The 19,795-nt window shown below is 73.0% G+C and carries 20 protein-coding genes; 10 read left to right on the top strand and 10 right to left on the bottom strand.

Annotation, left to right across the window (positions count from 1 at the left end; translation table 11 throughout):
- Positions 1-8: 8 nt before the first annotated feature.
- From AC07AZ_RS23350 to rsmI, 4 genes are all read right to left on the bottom strand, one after another.
- Positions 9-1,505, bottom strand: a complete 1,497-nt coding sequence (locus AC07AZ_RS23350) for a ubiquitin-like domain-containing protein (RefSeq protein ID WP_478850733.1) — start codon at positions 1,503-1,505, stop codon at positions 9-11.
- Positions 1,506-1,658: 153 nt separating this feature from the next.
- Positions 1,659-2,558 carry a TatD family hydrolase gene (locus tag AC07AZ_RS23345; RefSeq protein ID WP_478850731.1) on the bottom strand — a complete coding sequence of 300 codons (900 nt, stop codon included), beginning with the start codon at positions 2,556-2,558 and terminating at the stop codon, positions 1,659-1,661.
- Between the two features lie 46 nt (positions 2,559-2,604).
- Positions 2,605-3,039 (bottom strand): hypothetical protein, encoded by a 435-nt coding sequence (locus AC07AZ_RS23340; protein ID WP_478850729.1) that lies wholly within the window; start codon positions 3,037-3,039, stop codon positions 2,605-2,607.
- A gap of 284 nt (positions 3,040-3,323) precedes the next feature.
- Entirely contained in the window at positions 3,324-4,193 is an 870-nt protein-coding gene (gene rsmI, locus AC07AZ_RS23335) for a 16S rRNA (cytidine(1402)-2'-O)-methyltransferase (RefSeq protein ID WP_478850727.1), read from the bottom strand.
- 95 nt (positions 4,194-4,288) lie between these two features.
- Here rsmI and AC07AZ_RS23330 point away from each other — a divergent pair, with 95 nt between their 5' ends.
- The 4 genes from AC07AZ_RS23330 (at position 4,289) to AC07AZ_RS23315 (ending at position 10,017) form a co-directional block, all read left to right on the top strand.
- A complete protein-coding gene (locus AC07AZ_RS23330; protein WP_478850725.1) occupies positions 4,289-6,031 on the top strand; it encodes a dolichyl-phosphate-mannose--protein mannosyltransferase in 1,743 nt (580 codons plus the stop codon).
- Positions 6,010-6,408 carry a hypothetical protein gene (locus AC07AZ_RS23325; RefSeq protein WP_478850723.1) on the top strand — a complete coding sequence of 133 codons (399 nt, stop codon included), beginning with the start codon at positions 6,010-6,012 and terminating at the stop codon, positions 6,406-6,408. The genes AC07AZ_RS23330 and AC07AZ_RS23325 overlap by 22 nt, the downstream gene beginning before the upstream one ends.
- Before the next feature lie 190 nt (positions 6,409-6,598).
- Positions 6,599-8,233 carry a penicillin-binding transpeptidase domain-containing protein gene (locus AC07AZ_RS23320; RefSeq protein ID WP_478850722.1) on the top strand — a complete coding sequence of 545 codons (1,635 nt, stop codon included), beginning with the start codon at positions 6,599-6,601 and terminating at the stop codon, positions 8,231-8,233.
- A gap of 116 nt (positions 8,234-8,349) precedes the next feature.
- Entirely contained in the window at positions 8,350-10,017 is a 1,668-nt protein-coding gene (locus AC07AZ_RS23315; protein ID WP_478850721.1) for a penicillin-binding transpeptidase domain-containing protein, read from the top strand.
- A 61-nt stretch (positions 10,018-10,078) separates the two neighbouring features.
- Here AC07AZ_RS23315 and AC07AZ_RS23310 read toward each other — a convergent pair whose 3' ends face one another.
- A complete protein-coding gene (locus AC07AZ_RS23310; protein ID WP_478850719.1) occupies positions 10,079-10,438 on the bottom strand; it encodes an SsgA family sporulation/cell division regulator in 360 nt (119 codons plus the stop codon).
- Positions 10,439-10,604: 166 nt separating this feature from the next.
- Here AC07AZ_RS23310 and AC07AZ_RS23305 point away from each other — a divergent pair, with 166 nt between their 5' ends.
- The 6 genes from AC07AZ_RS23305 to AC07AZ_RS23280 all read left to right on the top strand — a co-directional run bounded on the left by AC07AZ_RS23305 (position 10,605) and on the right by AC07AZ_RS23280 (position 15,435).
- Positions 10,605-11,648, top strand: a complete 1,044-nt coding sequence (locus AC07AZ_RS23305) for an energy-coupling factor ABC transporter permease (RefSeq protein WP_478850717.1) — start codon at positions 10,605-10,607, stop codon at positions 11,646-11,648.
- Position 11,649: 1 nt separating this feature from the next.
- Positions 11,650-12,411: a cobalt ECF transporter T component CbiQ gene (cbiQ, locus tag AC07AZ_RS23300; protein WP_478850715.1), complete on the top strand. Its 762-nt coding sequence runs from the start codon at positions 11,650-11,652 to the stop codon at positions 12,409-12,411.
- Positions 12,399-13,166: an energy-coupling factor ABC transporter ATP-binding protein gene (locus tag AC07AZ_RS23295; RefSeq protein ID WP_478850713.1), complete on the top strand. Its 768-nt coding sequence runs from the start codon at positions 12,399-12,401 to the stop codon at positions 13,164-13,166. Before cbiQ ends, AC07AZ_RS23295 begins: the two co-directional genes overlap by 13 nt.
- Before the next feature lie 10 nt (positions 13,167-13,176).
- Positions 13,177-13,647, top strand: a complete 471-nt coding sequence (locus AC07AZ_RS23290; protein ID WP_478850711.1) for a MarR family winged helix-turn-helix transcriptional regulator — start codon at positions 13,177-13,179, stop codon at positions 13,645-13,647.
- Positions 13,648-13,751: 104 nt separating this feature from the next.
- A complete protein-coding gene (locus AC07AZ_RS23285) occupies positions 13,752-14,198 on the top strand; it encodes an organic hydroperoxide resistance protein (RefSeq protein ID WP_356040620.1) in 447 nt (148 codons plus the stop codon).
- Between the two features lie 73 nt (positions 14,199-14,271).
- Positions 14,272-15,435, top strand: a complete 1,164-nt coding sequence (locus AC07AZ_RS23280; RefSeq protein ID WP_478850708.1) for a serine hydrolase domain-containing protein — start codon at positions 14,272-14,274, stop codon at positions 15,433-15,435.
- Between the two features lie 201 nt (positions 15,436-15,636).
- On the opposite strand, the gene AC07AZ_RS23275 is transcribed toward AC07AZ_RS23280, so the two are convergent.
- The 5 genes from AC07AZ_RS23275 to AC07AZ_RS23255 form a co-directional block, all read right to left on the bottom strand.
- On the bottom strand, positions 15,637-16,617 hold the full coding sequence (locus AC07AZ_RS23275) for an NAD-dependent epimerase/dehydratase family protein (protein WP_478850706.1): 981 nt from the start codon (positions 16,615-16,617) through the stop codon (positions 15,637-15,639).
- Positions 16,618-16,717: 100 nt separating this feature from the next.
- Entirely contained in the window at positions 16,718-17,014 is a 297-nt protein-coding gene (locus AC07AZ_RS23270) for an acyl carrier protein (RefSeq protein WP_478850704.1), read from the bottom strand.
- Positions 17,015-17,055: 41 nt separating this feature from the next.
- Positions 17,056-17,610: a nuclear transport factor 2 family protein gene (locus AC07AZ_RS23265; RefSeq protein ID WP_478850702.1), complete on the bottom strand. Its 555-nt coding sequence runs from the start codon at positions 17,608-17,610 to the stop codon at positions 17,056-17,058.
- Positions 17,611-17,953: 343 nt separating this feature from the next.
- Positions 17,954-18,172, bottom strand: coding sequence for an acyl-CoA carboxylase epsilon subunit (locus tag AC07AZ_RS23260; RefSeq protein ID WP_478850700.1), 219 nt, complete (start codon positions 18,170-18,172; stop codon positions 17,954-17,956).
- Positions 18,169-19,794, bottom strand: a complete 1,626-nt coding sequence (locus tag AC07AZ_RS23255; protein WP_478850987.1) for an acyl-CoA carboxylase subunit beta — start codon at positions 19,792-19,794, stop codon at positions 18,169-18,171. The genes AC07AZ_RS23260 and AC07AZ_RS23255 overlap by 4 nt, the downstream gene beginning before the upstream one ends.
- Between the last annotated feature and the right edge of the window lies 1 nt (position 19,795).

Raw genomic sequence — 19,795 nt, 5'->3', positions numbered from 1 at the left:
GGCCCGCCTCACCCGTGCAGCCGTGCCCCGCAGTGCGGCCAGGGACCCGCTCCCTGCCGTACGTACAGCTTCTTCGCCCGCAGGGTCTGTTCCGTGGCCGGCGCGTCCTGCGGGCGGCCGCTGCCGCCGAGGTCCTGCCAGGTCCGGGTGTCGAACTGGTAGAGGCCGCCGTAGGTCCCCGAGGGGTCCACCGCGTCGGGGCGGCCGCCGGACTCGCAGGCCGCGAGGCTTCGCCAGTCGAGGTGGTCCGCGCCGCGCACGGACGTCGGCAGCGGACGGGTGCCCACCCGGACGACCTGCGCGCCCGGCTCGCGCACCAGGTCGGTCCGCAGCCGGCGCGGTTTCTGCCGGACCCCGTTGACGGTCCGCACGGCGTACGTGATCCGGCGCAGGCCCGGCTGTCCGGCCCGCTCGACCACCTCGGTGCCGCGGAACAGGGCGGGGTCCTCGGTGCGCCGGACCTGGAAGGGGATCGCCTCCTCGCGGACCTCCTTCGAGCCGGTGATGCGCAGCACGGTGAGGGTCTGCCCGTCGCGCGGGAAGCTGTCGGCCGGCACCGACGTGGTGTCCTGGCCGCGCAGGGTGATGCCGGCCTCCGCGATCGTCTCGCGGACGGTCGCCGCGTTGGTGCGGACGGTGCGGGCCCGGCCGTCCGCCATGATCGTGACCGAGCGCTCGGTGCGTACGTCGAGGGCGAGCCCCTCGCGCCCGATGGTCCGTGAGCGCGAGGCGGACAGGTAGGCGCCGTCCGCGCGGACGCCCAGCTGCCGCAGCGCCTCCTCGACGGTGGGTGCCGTCGTCCACACCTCGTGCCGGCGACCGTCGAGGGTGAGCCGGACGGGACGGCCGTAGTGCACGGTGACCTCGTCGCCGTTGTCGAGCGTGGTGCCGGGAGCGGGCACCACCTCGTCGTGCGGTCCCACGGCGACGCCCTCGTCGGCGAGGAGTTCGCCCACGTCGTCCGCGAGGGTGTGCAGGGTGCGCGGTCTGCCGTCGACGCTCAGCTCGACCGCCTTGTCCTCGGCGACGAACGCGGTGGTGCCGCCCGCGAGGAAGGCCACGACCAGCGCCTGCGGCAGCAGGCGGCGCATCGGCCCGTCCACGCGTTCGGCGTACCGTGCTTTGCGCCGCCGCCCGGGCCCCCGGCTCACACCGGTGCGCGAGGGGGGCGCGGGCGCCTCGTGGGCGGGCCGGTAGGTGTCCCCGTACGCCAGGGTGCCGGAGGGCCCGTACGCCTCGGGCGGCAGCGGCGGCCGCCGCGCCTCGCGCACCCCGTAGGCCAGCGTCGGCGCGCTGTGCACGTCGAAGCCGTCGTACGAGCCGTGGTAGGAGCCGTCGTACGAGCCGTGGTAGGAGCCGTCGTACGGCAGTGGCTCGCCGGCGCCGTACGGGCCCGCGGCGAAGTCCGCACCGGAGCTCCGGGCGGGGATCGGGGGGATCCCGTCGGTGCCGTACGGCTCGGGCGTCCTGTAGGTCTCGTAGGTCTCGTACTGCGGGTTGCTCACGCCGACACGCTCCAGAGGGCCGGATGGGTCCGGATCGGGCCCCCAGAACCTAGCGGAGCGGCGGTCACTCTCCAAAGCGACGCGACCACGGAGCGTGCCAACCGGGCGCTGTGCGGGCCCTGGGCGTCCGCGGCCCGGGGCGGGCCGGCGCCCTCAGTAGCCGAAGGCGCGGGCCGTGTTCGCCGCGAGGGCGGTGGCGAGCGTGTCCTCGTCGATGCCGCGCACGGCGGCCATGGCACGCACCGTGACCGGGACCAGGTAGGGGGCGTTGGGCCGTCCGCGGTAGGGCGCCGGCGTCAGGAACGGCGCGTCGGTCTCCACCAGGACCAGCTCCAGCGGGGCGACGGCGAGCGCGTCCCGCAGGTTCTGGGCGTTCTTGAAGGTGACGTTGCCGGCGAAGGACAGGAAGTATCCGGCGGCGGCGCAGATCTCCGCCATCTCGGCGTCTCCGGAGTAGCAGTGGAACACCGTGCGTTCGGGGGCGCCCTCCTCCTTGAGGACGCGCAGCACGTCGGCGTGGGCGTCACGGTCGTGGATCACCAGGGCCTTGCCGTGCCGCTTGGCCATCTCGATGTGGGCGCGGAAGGACCGCTCCTGCGCCTCCTTGCCCTCGGGCCCGGTGCGGAAGTGGTCCAGGCCCGTCTCGCCGACGCCCTTGACCTGGGGCAGCGCGGCCAGCCGGTCGATCTCGGCGAGCGCCTCGTCGAGCCCGGCGTCGCCGCCCGGGGTGCGCGCGCCCTGCCGGGACCAACCGTCGGGGTCGCCGTGCACGATGCGCGGGGCCTCGTTGGGGTGCAGGGCGACCGTGGCGTGGACGGAGTCGTGGCGGGCCGCCGTCTCGGCCGCCCACCGGGAGCCGGGCACGTCGCAGCCGACCTGGACGACCGTGGTCACGCCCACCGACGCGGCCTTCGCGAGGCCCTCGTCCACCGTGCCGGACTGCATGTCGAGGTGGGTGTGGGAGTCGGCGACCGGCACCCGGAGGGGCTCCGGAAGCGGCGGCGCCGCGTTCTTGTCGGAGGCGCCGGTTGCGCGGGGGGCGTTCGAAGGCATGCCCCGATCCTACGAAAGGGGCACGCCCGGGCGGACGGCGGTGCGCTCAGCTCGCCTTGCGGTGGAAGGGGTGCAGCAGGTCGGACAGGTGCCAGTGGTGCTGCTCGTGCGGCGCCGCGCCTTCCCCCTCGGCCGCCGGGACCTCCACCGGGCCGGCGGGCGGCGCGTCGGCGGGACGGCTGCGGGGGATCTGCTGCTGCCGCTGCACCGCGCCGAGGGCGGACGACACCTGGCCGGCCCGCATGATCCGCAGCACGTGACCGTCGCAGTTCTTGCACGAGGGCCGGCTCAGCGGGGACGGGACGACCTGCCCCTCCGCCACGTACATCACGAACTCGTGGCCGTCGGTGTCCCGGTGGTGCTCGATCTCGTACGACTGCTCCCAGCCGTGCCCGCAGCGCATGCAGGCGAAGGAATACGACTCGTGGACGACCGGGTTCGACGCGCCGCGCGTTCCGGCCTGCCCTGCGATCTCGCTCATGCCAGCTCCTTCAGTCCGCTGGACCTGGGGACGGATGCGTCCCTCGACCCAGTGGACGCTTCCGCCGGCGCGAGCGCATCAGGCCTGTCGAGTGTTGGAGGCGATTTGGCGTCGGCTTGTCCTGGGGGCCCGCACAGGGGGTCTGCGCTTTGCCTTCGGCGACAGCCCTTTACCGAGCCGTGGGGCGCCCGCTCACGCGAGATGCGCCCTGCTCAGAGGGCATGTGCGCCTCCTCACACCCCGTGCGCCCGACGCCCGCCCCCGCCGCCCCGCACACCGCCGTCTCACACCCCCGTGGGCCCGGCGGCGTTCTTCGCCGCCACCACCGCGTCGAACACCTCCCGCTTGGGCACTCCCGCGTCGGCGGCGACCGCGGCGATGGCCTCCTTGCGCCGCTCCCCCGCCTCCTCGCGCACCCGTACCCGGCGCACCAGCTCGGCGGCGTCGAGTTCCCCGGCGCCCTTCTCGGGGGCGCCCTCCACGACCACGGTGATCTCGCCCCGTACGCCCTCCGCCGCCCAGGCCGCCAGCTCGCCCAGCCCGCCGCGCCTGACCTCCTCGTAGGTCTTGGTCAGCTCCCGGCAGACGGCCGCCCGCCGGTCCGCGCCGAACACCTCGGCCATGGCGGCGAGGGTGTCGTCGAGCCGGTGCGGGGCCTCGAAGTAGACCAGCGTCCGGCGTTCGTCCGCGACCTCCCGCAGCCGCGACAGCCGCTCGCCCGCCTTGCGCGGCAGGAACCCCTCGAAGCAGAAGCGGTCGACGGGCAGCCCGGACAGCGCGAGCGCGGTGAGCACGGCGGACGGACCGGGCACGGCGGTGACCCGGATGTCCTTCTCGACGGCCGCCGCGACCAGCCGGTACCCGGGGTCGGACACGGAGGGCATGCCGGCGTCGGTGACGAGCAGCACGCGCGCGCCGCCCACCAGTTCCGCGACCAGCTCGGGCGTCCGGGCGGTCTCGTTGCCCTCGAAGTACGACAGCACGCGCCCCTTGGGTGTGACGCCCAGGGCCTGGGTCAGCCGGCGCAGCCGCCGGGTGTCCTCGGCGGCGACGACGTCGGCGCCGGCCAGCTCCTCGGCGAGCCGGGGCGGGGCGTCGGAGACGTCGCCGATGGGGGTGCCGGCGAGGACGAGGGTTCCGGGCGTAGTGGTCACCTCCCCATCCTCCCAGGGGCCGTCGGCGGCCGACGCATCCGCACCGGTACCGCCATGCACGGGACTCACACAGAACGTTTCCCTACGATGGCGCGGTGACCAGTACCGCGTCCTCCACGGACACCCGGCAGGGCCAGGCGCCGACCGACCAGCGGCCGTCGTGGGAGCAGCGGCTGCGCCGTTTCGGCTACAGCGCCGCGCCCAGAACCGACGTCCGCGACCGCCTCGTGCCGCCGTACTCCCGGCCCGACCCGCGGCTGTGGCAGGTCCTCGGGATGCCGCCCACCCTCGCCGCCCGTCTCACCCGCTGGTCCGCCTGGGGCGGCCCGCTGCTGGTCACGCTGTTCGCGGGAGCGCTGCGGTTCTGGCATCTGGGCAGCCCGAAGGCGGTGATATTCGACGAGACGTACTACGCCAAGGACGCCTGGGCGCTGATCCACCGCGGCTTCGAGGTCAACTGGGACAAGAACGCCAACGACGTTGTCCTGTCCACCGGTTCGCACATCACGATCCCGTCGGACGCGGCGTACGTGGTGCATCCGCCGGTCGGCAAGTACGTCATCGGTCTCGGCGAGGTGCTGTTCGGCTTCGACCCGTTCGGCTGGCGCTTCATGACCGCGCTGCTCGGCACGCTGTCGGTGCTGCTGCTGTGCCGCATCGGCCGCCGGCTGTTCCGCTCCACCTTCCTCGGCTGCCTCGCGGGCGCCCTGATGGCGGTGGACGGCCTGCACTTCGTGATGAGCCGCACCGCGCTCCTCGACGGCGTACTGATGTTCTTCGTGCTGGCCGCGTTCGGCTGCCTGGTGGTCGACCGGGACAAGGCGCGCGCGAGACTCGCCGCCGCGCTGCCGGCCGACGCCGACGGCCGGGTCCGCCCCGACGCGCACACCGCGGAGACGACCCGCCTGGGATGGCGCCCGTGGCGCTGGCTGGCGGGCCTCATGCTGGGCCTGGCCATCGGCACCAAGTGGAACGGCCTCTACATCCTCGCCGCGTTCTGCGTGATGGCGGTGCTGTGGGACGTCGGCTCCCGCAAGGTCGCGGGCGCGGGCCGCCCGTACCGAGCGGTGCTGAGACACGACGTGGGCATCGCCTTCCTGGCCACGGTCCCGGTAGCGATCGTCACCTACCTGGTCTCCTGGACCGGCTGGATCCTCTCCCCCACGAACGGCAGCGGCGGCTACTACCGCAACTGGGCCGCGACCGACGGGAAGGGCGGCAGCTGGACCTGGCTGTTCCCCGACTGGTGGCGCAGCCTGTGGCACTACGAGCACGAGGTGTACGAGTTCCACGTCGGTCTCTCCTCGCCGCACACCTACCAGTCGAACCCGTGGAGCTGGATCGTCCTGGGCCGCCCGGTGTCCTACTTCTACGAGTCCCCCTCTCCCGGCACGGACGGCTGCCCCACCGACGCCGGCGCCAAGTGCGCCCGCGAGGTCCTGGCGATCGGCACCCCGCTGCTGTGGTGGGTGGGCTGCTTCGCGATCCTGTACGTCCTGTGGCGCTGGCTGTTCCGGCGCGACTGGCGCGCGGGCGCCGTCGCCTGCGGCGTCGCGGCCGGCTACCTCCCGTGGTTCATGTACCAGGAGCGCACGATCTTCCTGTTCTACGCCGTCGTCTTCGTCCCGTTCCTGTGCCTGGCCGTGGCGATGCTCCTCGGCGCGATCATCGGCCCACCGGGCTCGGGCGACGCCCGCCGGGTCGCCGGCGCGACCGGCGCGGGCGTCCTGACCCTGCTTATCGCCTGGAACTTCATCTACTTCTGGCCCCTGTACACGGGTCAGGCGATCCCCATCGACGAATGGCGGTCGCGGATGTGGCTGGACACCTGGGTCTGACCTGGGGGGTGCGGGGACTTCGGGTTCCGTACATCTCGCGTACAACCTGGCGGCCGGCTGGCAGGTCTGGGTTACGCCATCGCCGTCTCACCACCGCCGGCAGCCAGTACTTCCACCAGGACAGCGCCGGCATACCCGGCGGCAACGAGAAGTCCGACTTCTTCGGCGGCGAGGTCTTCCTCTCCGACGTCAACGGCGACAAGAAGGCCGACCTGAGCATCGGCGCCAACGGCGAGAACGACTGGAACGGCAACGTCGTCGGACTCCTCTCCGACGGCACCGCGATCGGCACCCGCGGGGTGGTCACCTTCGGCCCGTCCACGGTCGGCGTCTCCACCAGCGGCTATCCGGAGTTCGGCAGCGTCATGGCCGGCTGATCCGGGCACGGCCGTCCCGAGGGGCGGCCATCGTTCACATACGTGACGCGTGCGGCGGGTCCGGCCCGCCGTGCGCGGCCGCCCCGTCCGCGGGTGATCTCCGTTCGGCCAACATACGGAAACTCACCTCACAGCCTCCCCTCCCGCCCCATACAGTCGGAGCACTGGAAAACGGGGAGGGGACCGCACCATGCGCAAGGGGGTCAAGGCCGCCGTCGTCGGCAGTGTGTTCGCCGTGATGGTGGGCGGAGCGGGATACGGGGCGTTCAACCTCGTGACCGCGCTGGCCGACAACGGGGGGTCGGGCGCGGGCGGTCCGGCCGCCGTCAAGAGCGGGCCGCCGGACAAGGGCGAGGTCAAGAAGACGGCGGCCGCGTTCCTCACCGCCTGGGAGAAGGGGCGGGCGGCGACCGCGGCGACGTACACGAACAACGACGCGGCGGCCGAACCACTGCTGGAGTCCTACGGCGGCGCCGCGCACATCACGCACGTGAGGATCACGCCGGGTCGGGCGACCGGTGGCACCGTGCCGTTCTCGGTGCGGGCGACGGTGTCGTACGAGGGCAGGTCCAAGCCCCTGGCGTACCGGAGCGAACTGACCGTCGTGCGCGGGGTGAGCACCGGGCGGGCGCTGGTCGACTGGGAGCCGTCCGTCGTCCATCCGGAACTGAGGAAGGGCGACACGCTCTTCACCGGCGAGGCCGCGAACCCGCCGATCGAGGCGGTGGACCGCGACGGGAACGTGCTGACCAAGGCGAAGTACCCCTCGCTCGGCCCCGTCCTGGACGCCCTGCGCGCCAAGTACGGCGACAGGGCCGGCGGTACCCCCGGCATCGAGCTGGCGGTCCGCCACGAGGCGGAGGGCGTCGCCGACACCTCGCTGCTGACCCTCGCCAAGGGCCGGGCGGGCCGGCTGACGACGACGATCGGCGCGAGCGCGCAGGCGGCGGCCGAGCAGGCGGTCAAGCGGTACGCCCAGTCGTCGGTGGTGGCCGTCAAGCCCAGCACCGGCGAGGTGCTGGCGGTGGCCAACCACCGCACCGACGGCTTCAACGCGGCCTTCGAGGGACGGGTCGCGCCCGGCTCCACCATGAAGATCATCACCGCGGCGATGCTCATCGACAACGGCGTGACCTCGATGAACGGGCCCGCCCCCTGCACGGACACCGCCACCTGGCAGAGCCAGACCTTCAAGAACCTCACGGGCATGCGGCCCGACGAGAGCGCCACGCTCGCAGACAGTTTCACGCGGTCGTGCAACACGGCCTTCGTGAAGCTGATCGACGAGAAGCCGCTGACGGACCAGTCCCTGACGACGGAGGCACAGACCCGTTTCGGGCTCGGCCAGGACAACTGGAAGACCGGCATCGTCTCCTTCGACGGCAGTGTCCCCGCCTCCGGCGGCCCCGACCGCGCGGCCAACGCCATCGGCCAGGGCCAGGTCCAGATGAGCCCGCTGAACATGGCGTCGGTGACGGCGACCGCGATCACGGGCTCCTTCCGCCAGCCGTATCTGGTGCCGGCGCGGCTGGACGACCGCCGGCTGGCGACCGCCAGGGGCCTGCCGCCCGCGACCGCCGCGCAGCTCAAGCAGATGATGCGGCTGACCGCGACCCAGGGCACCGCCCGGCCGGCGATGTCGGGGCTCGGCGGGGACATCGGGGCGAAGACGGGTTCCGCGGAGGTCGACGGACAGGCCGTGTCCAACAGCTGGTTCACCGGTTTCCGCGACGATGTCGCGGCGGCGGCCATGACCGAGGAGGGCGGGCACGGCGGCGACGCGGCCGGCCCGATTGTCGCAGCCGTGCTACGAGCCGGAGGCTGACGTCCCCCGCACAGGACGGGACTCTAGTGTGGTCATCGTCGTTGGTTCGTGTGAAGGCGACGAGGGTCGGGCCGCCAGGGCCCACGGACCGTGAATTCCGCGGAGGATCGAAGGCTGTGGGCAAGAGAAGGCGCGTCGCCGAGCGGCGGAGGACGACACCCGCCGTGGTCGGCGGGATGATCGCCGTGGTCGTGGGGGGCGCCGGATTCGGCGTCTACGCGCTCTACGGCGGGGCGGCGGCCGACGACGGGGCCACGTCCGCCGGCCAGAAGGCGAAGGCCGTCAGGACCGGGCCGCTGTCGGCGACCGAGGTACGCACCACCGCCGGGGCCTTCCTGACCGCCTGGCAGCAGGGCAGGGTCACCCGGGCGGCGGCCGCCACCGACGACGCCAGGGCGGCCGCCGCCCTGCTCACCGGTTACGCCGAGGACGCCCGTATCAAGGACGTCACCCTGACCGAGGGCACCCGCGCCGGCGCCAGGGTGCCCTTCTCGGTGAAGGCGACGGTGTCGTACAAGGGCACCAGCAAGCCACTGACGTACGACAGCGCGCTCACGGTCGTACGGCGGGCGCGGGACGGCAAGCCGGTCGTGGACTGGCACTCCGCGATCGTGCATCCCGACCTGAAGGACGGCGACACCCTGGTCACCGGTGAATCCGGGACGCCGCCGGTCACGGCGCTCGACCGGGACGGCGGGAAGATCACCGCGGCGAAGTACCCGTCGCTCGGCACCGTCCTGGACGGGCTGCGGGAGAAGTTCGGCAAGACGGCCGGCGGCAGGGCGGGGGTGGAGCTCCGGGTGGTCCGGGGCGCGTCGTCGAAGGCGGCCGAGTCGTCCGACAAGACGCTCCTCGAACTGAGCAAGGGCACGCCGGGCGAGGTGAAGACCACGCTCAGCCCGACCCTTCAGGCGGTGGCCGAGCGGCAGGTGAGCGCGCAGAAGCGCGCCTCGGTCGTGGTGATGCGCCCGTCGACGGGCGAGATCCTGGCCGTCGCGAACACCTCGCACGGCTTCAACACCGCCTTCCAGGGCTCCCTCGCGCCCGGCTCCACGATGAAGATCGTGACGTCCACGATGCTGTTCGAGAAGGGGCTGACCAGCCCGGAGGCGTCACATCCCTGCCCCAAGACCTACAAGCTGGCCGGCTGGACGTTCCACAACGACGCCGACTCCGAGATCAAGCACGGCACGTTCAAGACGAGTTTCGGCGCCTCCTGCAACAACGCCTTCATCAACTTCGCGCCGAAGCTGTCCGACAGCGACCTGACGAAGGAGGCCCAGCAGGTCTACGGCCTCGGCCTCGACAACTGGGCGATCGGCGTCCCGACGTTCGACGGTTCCGTCCCGGTGCAGAGCGGCGCGCAGATGGGTGCCTCGCTGATCGGACAGGGCGGGGTCCGCATGAACCCGCTGAACATGGCGTCGGTGGCGTCGACGGTCCGGACGGGCGTCTTCCACCAGCCGTACCTGGTGTCCCCGGCGGTGGACGGCCGCACGGTCGCGAAGGCCGCGCGCACCATGTCGTCGACGACGCAGGCGCAGCTCAAGGACGTCATGCGGTACACGGCGGCGTACGGCACGGCGGCCGAGGCGATGTCGGGCCTCGGCCCGGACTACGGCGCGAAGACGGGTTCCGCGGAGGTCGACGGCCAGAAGATGCCGAACGGCTGGTTCACGGCGTACCGGGGCGACCTGGCGGCGGCGGGCGTGGTCCAGGCGGGCGGGCACGGCGGCGACACCGCGGGCCCGATCGTGGCGGCGCTGCTGAAGGCGGGCGGCTGACCGTCCCCGGCGGCGCCTGGACGGGCCCGCGGATGCGACCGCGCCAGTGCCCGTGGCCGCACTAGCCGGCGACCCGGTCGGCCGCCGTGTAGGTGCGGCGCAGGAAGCGGACGAGTGTCTTCGACTCGAACTGCACGACCGAGACGCCGTGCGCCGAGTGGAACTCGACGACGGCCTGCACGCGTCCGCAGGGCCAGACGCGGACCTCGCCGCTGCCTGCCGGGGAACGCAGGCCCTGTTCGAGCAGTGCGCGCGAGAGGGTCCACTCCTGGGTGCCGGGGAGCCCGACGCGCACCGAGCGGGGGTCGGCGTCCGGGTCGTAGCGCAGGACGACGGGGACCGCGGCCTCGTGTTCGTCCTCGGGGATGTCCGCGTCGGTGGTGACGATGTGTGCGCGCGCGTACTGCTCGACTACGGACATCGGACGGCCCCTTCACGCTGGGTGACCTGTGCGGATGCTGTGCGTCCGCTTCCTCTCCAATGTCGCATATTCTTCGGATCCCGCCCCTCGTCGCGGCGGATTCCGCACGCACGAACGATCCCCTCGCTCTTGCAAGGAGTTCGCAACAAGCCACTATCATCGAACGGTGCATGTGCCTGACGGATTCATCAACGCGCCCATCTCCGCCGCGACCGGGGTCGTCGCCGCGACCGCCGTCGCCGTGAGCCTGCGCGGCGCCCGCCGCGAACTCGACGAGCGCACCGCGCCGCTGGCCGGCCTGGTGGCGGCCTTCATCTTCGCCGTACAGATGCTCAACTTCCCCGTCGCGGCGGGGACCAGCGGCCATCTGCTCGGCGGCGCGCTCGCCGCGATACTCGTCGGCCCCTTCACCGGGGTCCTGTGCGTCTCGGTGGTCCTGCTCATGCAGGGCATCCTCTTCGCCGACGGCGGCCTGACCGCGCTCGGCGTGAACATCACCGACATGGCGATCGTCACGACAGTGGTCGCCTACGCGGTCTTCCGCGGGCTGGTGAAGGTGCTGCCGCGCACGCGCCGCTCGATCACCGTGGCCTCCTTCGTCGCCGCGCTGCTGTCCGTACCGGCCGCGGCCGTCGCCTTCACCCTGATCTACGCCGTCGGCGGCACCACCGACGTCTCGATCGGCAAGGTCGCGACCGCCATGATCGGCGTGCACGTGCTCATCGGCCTCGGCGAGGCCGCCATCACCGCGCTGACGGTCGGCGCCGTCGTCGCCGTCCGCCCGGACCTGGTGTACGGGGCCCGCGGGCTCCAGCGGAAGCTGAAGCTGCGGGTGAACGGCGAACTCGTCGACGTGCCGGACGCCGCGCCCGCGCCCGTCGCCGCCCGCTCCCACCGCGGGGTGTGGGCGGCCGGCCTGGTCACCTCACTCCTCCTCGCGGGGTTCGTCAGCTTCTACGCCTCCGCGAGCCCGGACGGCCTGGAGAAGGTCGCGGCCGACAAGGGCATCGACCGCACGGTGGACAGGCACACCTCGGCCGACTCCCCGCTCGCCGGCTACGGCGTCCGGGACGTCGCCGACGCCCGCCTCTCCGGCGGTCTCGCGGGCGTGATCGGCGTCGGCGTCACGGTGGCCGGGGGCAGCGCCGTGTTCTGGGCGGTGCGCAGGCGCCGTACCCAGGACTCCTCGCCCGTCGGCACGGGCGTCTGAGGTGGGCGCCGGACACGCGCACCGGCTCTACCGGCACGGTCACTCACCGGTGCACGGGCTGCCGCCGCACACGAAGCTCGCCGCCACCTTCGCGTTCGTGGTGGTCGTGGTGTCCACCCCGCGCGAGGCGATGTGGGCCTTCGGGCTGTACGCCGTCCTGCTGGCGGCGGTGGCCCGCGCGGCCCGGGTGCCCGCCGGCTTCCTGCTGAAGCGGCTGCTGATCGAGGTGCCGTTCGTGGCGTTCGCCGTCCTGATGCCGTTCGTCGCGGAGGGCGAGCGGGTCTCGGTGCTGGGTCTCTCGCTGAGCGTCAACGGCCTGTGGGGCGCCTGGAACGTGCTCGCCAAGGGCACGCTCGGCGTCGCCGCGTCCGTGCTCCTCGCCTCCACCACCGAACTGCGCGAACTGCTCCTGGGCCTGCAACGGCTGAAGCTGCCGCCGCTGCTCGTGCAGATCGCGTCCTTCATGATCCGCTACGGCGACGTCATCACCGACGAGATGCGCCGCATGCGGATCGCCCGGGAGTCGCGCGGCTTCGAGGCGCGGGGCGTACGGCACTGGGGGGTGCTCGCGAAGTCGGCGGGCGCGCTGTTCATCCGCTCCTACGAACGCGGCGAGCGCGTGCACCTGGCCATGGTCAGCCGCGGCTACGCCGGTTCGATGCCGGTCATCGACGAGGTGACCGCGTCCCGGGCGCAGTGGTCGTACGCCCTCACCCTCCCGTTCGCCGCCCTCGTCGTCTGTCTGCTGGGATGGGCCCTGTGACTGCTTCCCTGGAGGTCTCCGGCCTCGCCTTCGCCTACCCCGACGGCCACCAGGCCCTGTTCGGTGTGGACTTCACCGTCGCGCGCGGCGAACGGGTCGCGCTGCTCGGGCCCAACGGCGCCGGCAAGACGACCCTCGTGCTGCATCTCAACGGCATCCTGAGCGGCGGCACCGGCACGGTGCGCGTCGCCGGACTGCCCGTCGGCGCACGGCACATGGCGGAGATCCGGCGGAAGGTCGGCATCGTCTTCCAGGACCCGGACGACCAGCTCTTCATGCCGAGCGTGCGGGAGGACGTGGCGTTCGGGCCGGCGGCGGCCGGACTGCGGGGGCCGGAGCTGGAGGCGCGGGTGGACCGGGCCCTCGCCCTGGTCGGCATGGCGGAGTTCAAGGACCGGCCGCCGCACCACCTGTCCTTCGGGCAGCGGCGCCGGGTGGCGGTGGCGACCGTGCTCGCCATGGAGCCGGAGATCCTCGTGCTGGACGAGCCGTCCTCCAACCTCGACCCGGCCTCCCGTCGCGAACTGGCCGACATCCTGCGGTCCTTGGACGTGACGGTGCTGATGGTCACCCACGACCTGCCGTACGCGCTGGAGCTGTGCCCGCGCGCGCTGATCCTGAGCGACGGCACCATCGCGGCGGACGGGAGAACGGCGGAGCTGCTCGCCGACGACGGGCTGATGCGCGCCCACCGGCTGGAGCTGCCCTTCGGTTTCGATCCGCGTTCCGCGGCGGCGGGCGACGGCCGTCCGTGACAATGGGCGCGTGACGAACGCGGAGACCACCGGACCAGGGCCGTCGCTGCTGCTCGACGACCAGCTGTGCTTCGCGCTGTACGCCGCCCAGCGCGCGGTGACGGCCGCCTACCGCCCGCTGCTCGACGAACTGGGCATCACCTATCCGCAGTACCTCGTGCTGCTGGTGCTGTGGGAGCGCGGCGAGTGCCCGGTCAAGGAGCTGGCGGCGGCGCTGCGCCTCGACTACGGCACGGTGTCGCCGCTGCTGAAGCGACTGGAGCACGCGGGTCTCGTACGGCGGGAGCGCGCGGCCCACGACGAGCGGTCGGTGCTGGTCGCGTGCACGGAGCGCGCGCAGGAGCTGAGGGAGCGCGCGGCGCGGGTGCCCGGCGCCCTGCTCACGGCCACCGCACTCGCGGACGCGGAGGTCGCGCGGTTGCGGACCGAGCTGTGGCGGCTCGCGGAGCGGGCGGGGGCGGCGGCGGAGCGCGCCCGCTGACCTCGCGTGGTGCGCGGTGCCACCCCGGGTGGGGACAGGAGACCTACCAACCAGTACCTTGTGCACGATGCTTTTGTGCGCACTGTTTCTGGGGGAGGCCGGTCATGACTGACGACACCGCTGTGGACACCCGCCCGTCCAAGATCGTGTACGTCGCCGAGGCGACCGCGCACGGCGGCCGGGACGGCTACGTCACCAGTCAGGACGGGCAGCTCCAGCTGAAGGTCGCGATGCCGCCGGCGCTGGGCGGCGACGGCAACGGCACCAACCCGGAGCAGCTGTTCGCGGCCGGCTACAGCTCCTGCTTCCACAACGCGCTGGTGCTGGTGGGCCGACGCGAGGGCCTGGACCTGACCGGCTCCACGGTCGCCGCGAAGGTCGGACTCGGCCCCAACAAACAGCGTGGTTACGGCCTCGCGGTCGCCCTCAGCGTCTCGCTCCCGGTCCTCGACGCGGGGATCGCCGCGAAGCTGGTGGACGCGGCCCACGAGGTCTGCCCGTACTCGAACGCGACCCGCGGGAACATCGACGTGACGATCCTGCTGGGCTAGCGGGACACCGGAATCGCAGGCCGCGCGCACAGGTTGCACCCGTGTCGAAGGCGAGCGGACAGGGAGCGCGGACGTGGACGTGAACGGCGTGGTGGCCGAGGGCTTCGAACCGGTCAGGGAGGCGTTCGCGGCGAACTTCGAGACGCTCGGGGACCGGGGCGCGGCCGTCGCCGTCTACCGGGACGGGCACAGGGTCGTCGACCTGTGGGGCGGCACCAGGGACGTCGACGGCTCGGCGCCCTGGGAGCGGGACACCGCACAGATCGTGCGCTCGGCGACCAAGGGCGTCGCCGCGGCCGTCCTCCTGCTGCTGTGGCAGCGAGGGGAACTCGACCTGGACGCGCCGGTCAGTGCGTACTGGCCCGAGTACAAGGCGGCGGGCAAGGACCGCACCCTGGTGTGGCACCTGCTCGCGCACCGCGCGGGCGTTCCGGTCCTCGACCGGCCGCTGACACCCGCACAGGCCGCCGACCCGGTGCTCGGCGCCGCCGCCGTCGCCGCGCAGGCGCCCGCCTGGGAGCCGGGCACCGACCACGGCTACCACGCGCAGACCTACAGCTGGCTGACCGGCGAGCTGGTACGGCGGGTCACCGGCCGCTCGGCCGGCGCGTGGATCGCCGACGAGATCGCCGGGCCCCTCCGCGCGGACCTGTGGCTCGGACTGCCCGACGCCGAACGCCCCCGGGTGGGCCGGGTGGCGGAGATCGAGGCGCCCGAGCCGGCCGGCGGGCTGCGGATCCGGCCCAGGCGCGCGGTCGCCGAGGCGTACGCCGACCCGGCATCCCTCACCCGGCGCGCCTTCGCCGCGATCACCCCGCTGCCGGACGAGAACGACCCCGGCTACCGCGCGGCCGTCCTGCCCGCCTCCAACGGCATCGCCACGGCGGACGGACTGGCCCGCTTCCACGCCTCCCTCATCGGCGAAGTCGACGGCGGGATACGGCTGTTCACGCCCGAGACGAGGGAGCGGGCCCGGGCCGAGCGGTCCGCGGGACCGGACCGGGTGCTGGTCGTCCACACCCGCTTCGGCCTCGGCTCCATGCTGCACGGGGCCGCGTCGCCGCTGCTCTCCCCCGGCTCCTTCGGCCATCCCGGCCGCGGCGGGGCCCTCGGGTTCGCCGACCCGGAGTCGGGCATCGCCTTCGGCTATGTGACGAACGGGTTCCGCAGGAGCGTGACGGCGGATCCACGGGCGCAGGCGTTGGTGCGGGCGCTGCGGGTGGCGTTGCGGGGGTGACTTCGGCGGGGCGAGGTGACTCCGTCAGGGCGAGGTGATTTCGTCCCGGGCGAGGTGAGTCCGTCGGGGGCGAGGTGACTCATTCGGGGGCGCGTGGCGGGTGGAGGTCCTTCGGGGGGTTCGCAGGGTCCGTCCCCCGTGCCCCTGACGTGCCGCGGCCGGAGGCCAAGGTGCGGGGTTCCCGTGCCCTTTCGGGAGCGTTCAAGCGCCCTGGGCTCCTCTGGGGAGTTCGAGCAGGGACGTGCGGTACCACGGGGCGTGGTGGGCGAAGTCATGGGCGAAAGCGGGGCCGGGGGGTGTGGAGAGCAGGGACCAGAGGTGGCTTGTGGCGTACCAGCGGTCCACGGCTATCAGCGCCAGGTGGCGCCGGAAGACGGGCTCCGCGGTCGCGTCCAGGTGGCGCAGCGCCTCTCGGGCGGTCATCGTGCCGGTCGGCAGCGGCAGGTCCAGGGCACCGCAGACCGTGGTGACCAGTTCGCGGACCGACACCGGTCGTGGGTGGGCGGCGTGCAGGACGCGGCCGGCGGGCGGGGGCGCGGCGAGGGCCAGTTCCGCGAGGACGCCTGCCAGGGCGGGCGCGGAGATCAGGGACAGCCGGGCGGCGCCGTCGTCGACCCAGTGCGGCAGGCGGCCGAGCAGTCTGATGAGCGAGGGGACGAACCAGGTGTCACCCTCGCCGTAGACGAGGTACGGGCGCACCACCGTCCCGCCGGCGGCCAGCACGAGCCGTTCGCCGGCGAGCCGGGTGACGCTGGTCGCGGAGACGGGCGTCTCCGCCAGCCGGCCCTCGGACTCCCCGCGGTGCGGCCCGTCGCCGTAGACGGCGGCCGTGCCGAGCTGCACGAAGCGGCGGACGCCGGCCCGCCGGGCCTCGGCCAGGAGGGCGCGGGTGCCCTCGTCGTTCACCGCCCGGCAGTCCTCCTCGCTGCCACCGATCAGGGCCGCCAGGTGCAGGACGGTGGTGACGCCCTCGCACACCCCGCGCAGGGAGGCGGGCTCGGCGAGGTCGCCGTGCACCGTCTCCACGTCGCCCGCCGCCGGACCGGGAGGCGGCCGACGGTGGGTGAGCAGTCGTACGGCGATGTCCCGTGGCGCGGCCGCCGCGGCCGTCCGCAGGAGGGGCACCACGTGGGAGCCGACGAAGCCGCTCCCGCCCGCCACGAGGATCCGTTCTGGTCCCAACGACAGTCTCAACGACAGCCTTTCGCCGGCCCGGTCATGGTGGCGCGGCACCACTGTCCACAAACACGCCTGCGAAAGCAAGAGGATCCGGACATTCCGCTCATGCGGCGGCTGTCTCGCCTTCCTGTGACGCGGTGGCGCGACGCATCAGATCGGCCAGTACGGCGGCCAGTTCACTGACCGAGTTCTCCCGCAACAGATAGCTCGCCGGGACCGGGATGCGCAGGGCGTGTTCCAGCCTGCGCTGGAGGGCCAGCGCGGTGAGCGAGTCGACGCCCTGGCTGTACAGGGGCCGGTCGCGGTGGATGCGGTGAGCCGGGGGGATGTCGAGGTAGGAGGCCAGGTTGCGGCAGAGGAACGTCTCCATGGCCTGGGGGGTGGTGGGTATCGCTGACACGGGGTCTCTCCCTTCGGGGCGGGTGGGCCGGCGGCCCTCGGTCAACCGCGCGGCTGCGGCTGGGAGGTGCGCAGGGCACTCGGTGCGGGTCCCGGCCGGGGTCCGGCTCCAGCCGACCAGACGAGGTGGAACGTCCAGCGGCGCAGCCGCCATCCGTCGGGCGTGCGGACGGCCTCGCCCTCGCTGTGGCCGCCGATGTCGAAGCGGCCGCCGGGGTCCGGGCCGTCGTCGTGGTGGACGTGCGAGGCGACCAGGTGGACGCGCAGCCGGGCCGTGTCGCCGTCCAGGTGGATGCCGTAGGTGGCGGCGAGGTGGTGGGTGCGGGCGAAGCGGGACTTCTTGTCCAGGTGGAAGGCGGCGAGCCCGTCCAGGCCGGACGCCCTTCCGACGGGGAACTGGAGCCGGCAGTCAGCGGTGAAGACCGTGCGGGTCCAGGTGTCGTCGAAGCCGTTCTCGTCCTGGGTGTCGAGAAGGATGACGTACCGGTCGACCAGGGCGGTGAGTTCGGCGCGGTCGGTGAGGATGCGGACCTGTTCGCGCAGGGCGGTGAGGTCACGGTCCGCTGCGATCGCGGGATCTGCTGGTGGGGCGGTCATGTCAACTCCGTTGCTGGCGACGGGGGTTGGGGGCGGAGCGCCATCCGGGGTGGAGGTGCGGTCGTCCTGCCGGTGCGGGTTCCTTGTGGCTTGTCGCGCAGTTCCCCGCGCCCCTGAAGGGGGTGGGGGCGCGGCCGTCCTGCCGGTGCGGGCTCCTTGGGGCTTGTCGCGCAGTTCCCCGCGCCCCTGAAGGGGGTGGAGGTGCGGCCGTCCTGCCGGTGCGGGTTCCTTGGGGCTTGTCGCGCAGTTCCCCGCGCGCCTGAAGGGGGTGGAGGTGCGGCCGTCCTGCCGGTGCGGGCTCCTTGGGGCTTGTCGCGCAGTTCCCCGCGCCCCTGAAGGGGGGTTACGTGGTCCAGGGGCGGGGGTTGTGGTGGGTGGGGGGGCCGTCGGGGCGGCGCCAGGGGGGTGTGCGGGGGTGGTCCTGGAGGCAGGGCTCGCTCGCGGCCAGGGCTGCGGCGCGGGCGAGGAGAACGCTGGTCAGGGCGGCGATGTCGGCGGCCGTGGCCCGTCCCTTGACGACGCGGATGACCAGCGCGTCCCGCTCGCCGCCGGCCCCGCTCACTGCGGCGGGTTGCCGTGCTTGCGGCACGGCAGGTCGGCCTGCTTGCGGCGCAGCATCGCCAGCGCCCCTACCAGCGCCCGGCGGGTGTCCCGGGGGTCGATGACGTCGTCCACCAGGCCGCGTTCGGCCGCGTAGTACGGGTGCATCAGCTCCGCCTGGTACTCCTTGATCTTCTGCGCCCGGGTGGTGTCGGGATCGTCGGAGGCGGCGATCTCGCGGCGGAAGATGACGTTGGCCGCGCCCTCCGCGCCCATGACGGCGATCTCGTTGGACGGCCAGGCCAGCGCCAGGTCGGTGCCGATGGACCGGGAGTCCATGACGATGTAGGCGCCGCCGTACGCCTTGCGCAGGACCAGGGAGACGCGCGGCACGGTGGCGTTGCAGTAGGCGTAGAGCAGCTTGGCGCCGCGCCGGATGATCCCGTTGTGCTCCTGGTCGACGCCGGGCAGGAAGCCGGGCACGTCGATCAGGGTGACGAGCGGGATGTTGAAGGCGTCGCAGAACTGCACGAACCGCGCGGCCTTCTCACTGGCGTCGATGTCCAGGACGCCGGCGAAGGAGGCGGGCTGGTTGGCGACGATGCCGACGACCTCGCCGTCCAGCCGGGACAGCGCGCACACCATGTTGGTGGCCCAGCCCGGCTGCACCTCGAAGTAGTCGCCGTCGTCGACGATCTCCTCGATGACGGTCCGGATGTCGTAGACCCGGCTCGGGTCCTCGGGGACGAGGTCGAGCAGCGCGTCCGTGCGCCGTTCCGCCGGGTCGCCGGCCCCGGCCGTGGGCGGCAGTTCGCGGTTGTTGGACGGCAGCAGCGACAGCAGGTGGCGCACGTCCTCCAGGCAGCTGCGGACGTCGTCGTAGGCGAAGTGGGCGACCCCGGAGGTGGTGGCGTGCACGTCGGCGCCGCCGAGGTCGTTCTGGCTGATCTCCTCGCCGGTCACGGCCCGCACCACGTCGGGTCCGGTGATGAACATCTGGGAGATGTCGCGCACCATGAAGACGAAGTCGGTCAGGGCGGGGCTGTAGGCAGCGCCGCCCGCGCACGGGCCGAGCATCACGCTGATCTGCGGGATGACGCCGGAGGCCCGGGTGTTGCGCTGGAAGATGCCGCCGTAGCCGGCGAGCGCGCTGACGCCCTCCTGGATACGGGCACCGGCGCCGTCGTTCAGGGACACCAGGGGCGCCCCGGCCGCGAGCGCCATGTCCATGATCTTGTGGATCTTCTGCGCGTGGGCCTCGCCGAGGGCGCCGCCGAAGATGCGGAAGTCGTGGGCGTAGACGAAGACGGTACGGCCCTCCACCGTGCCCCAGCCGGTGACCACACCGTCGGTGTAGGGGCGCTTGCGCTCCAGGCCGAAGCCGGAGGCGCGGTGCCGGCGCAGGCTCTCGACCTCGGTGAACGAGCCCTCGTCGAGGAGCAGTTCGATGCGTTCGCGGGCGGTCAGCTTGCCCTTGGCGTGCTGGCGCTCGGTGGCCAGCGGGTCCCCGTGGGCGGCGGCCTGTTTGATCAGGCCGAGTTCCTCCACCCGTTCCAGGGCGCTCCACTGGCCGCGGTGTTCGCGGTCGCGCAGGCTGGGCCGGGCGGCGGCGGTGTGTGCCGTGCCGGACTGGTCGGTCGACATC

The organism is Streptomyces sp. NPDC043878 (assembly GCF_056435735.1).
This window is presented reverse-complemented; position numbering and strand designations above follow the sequence as displayed.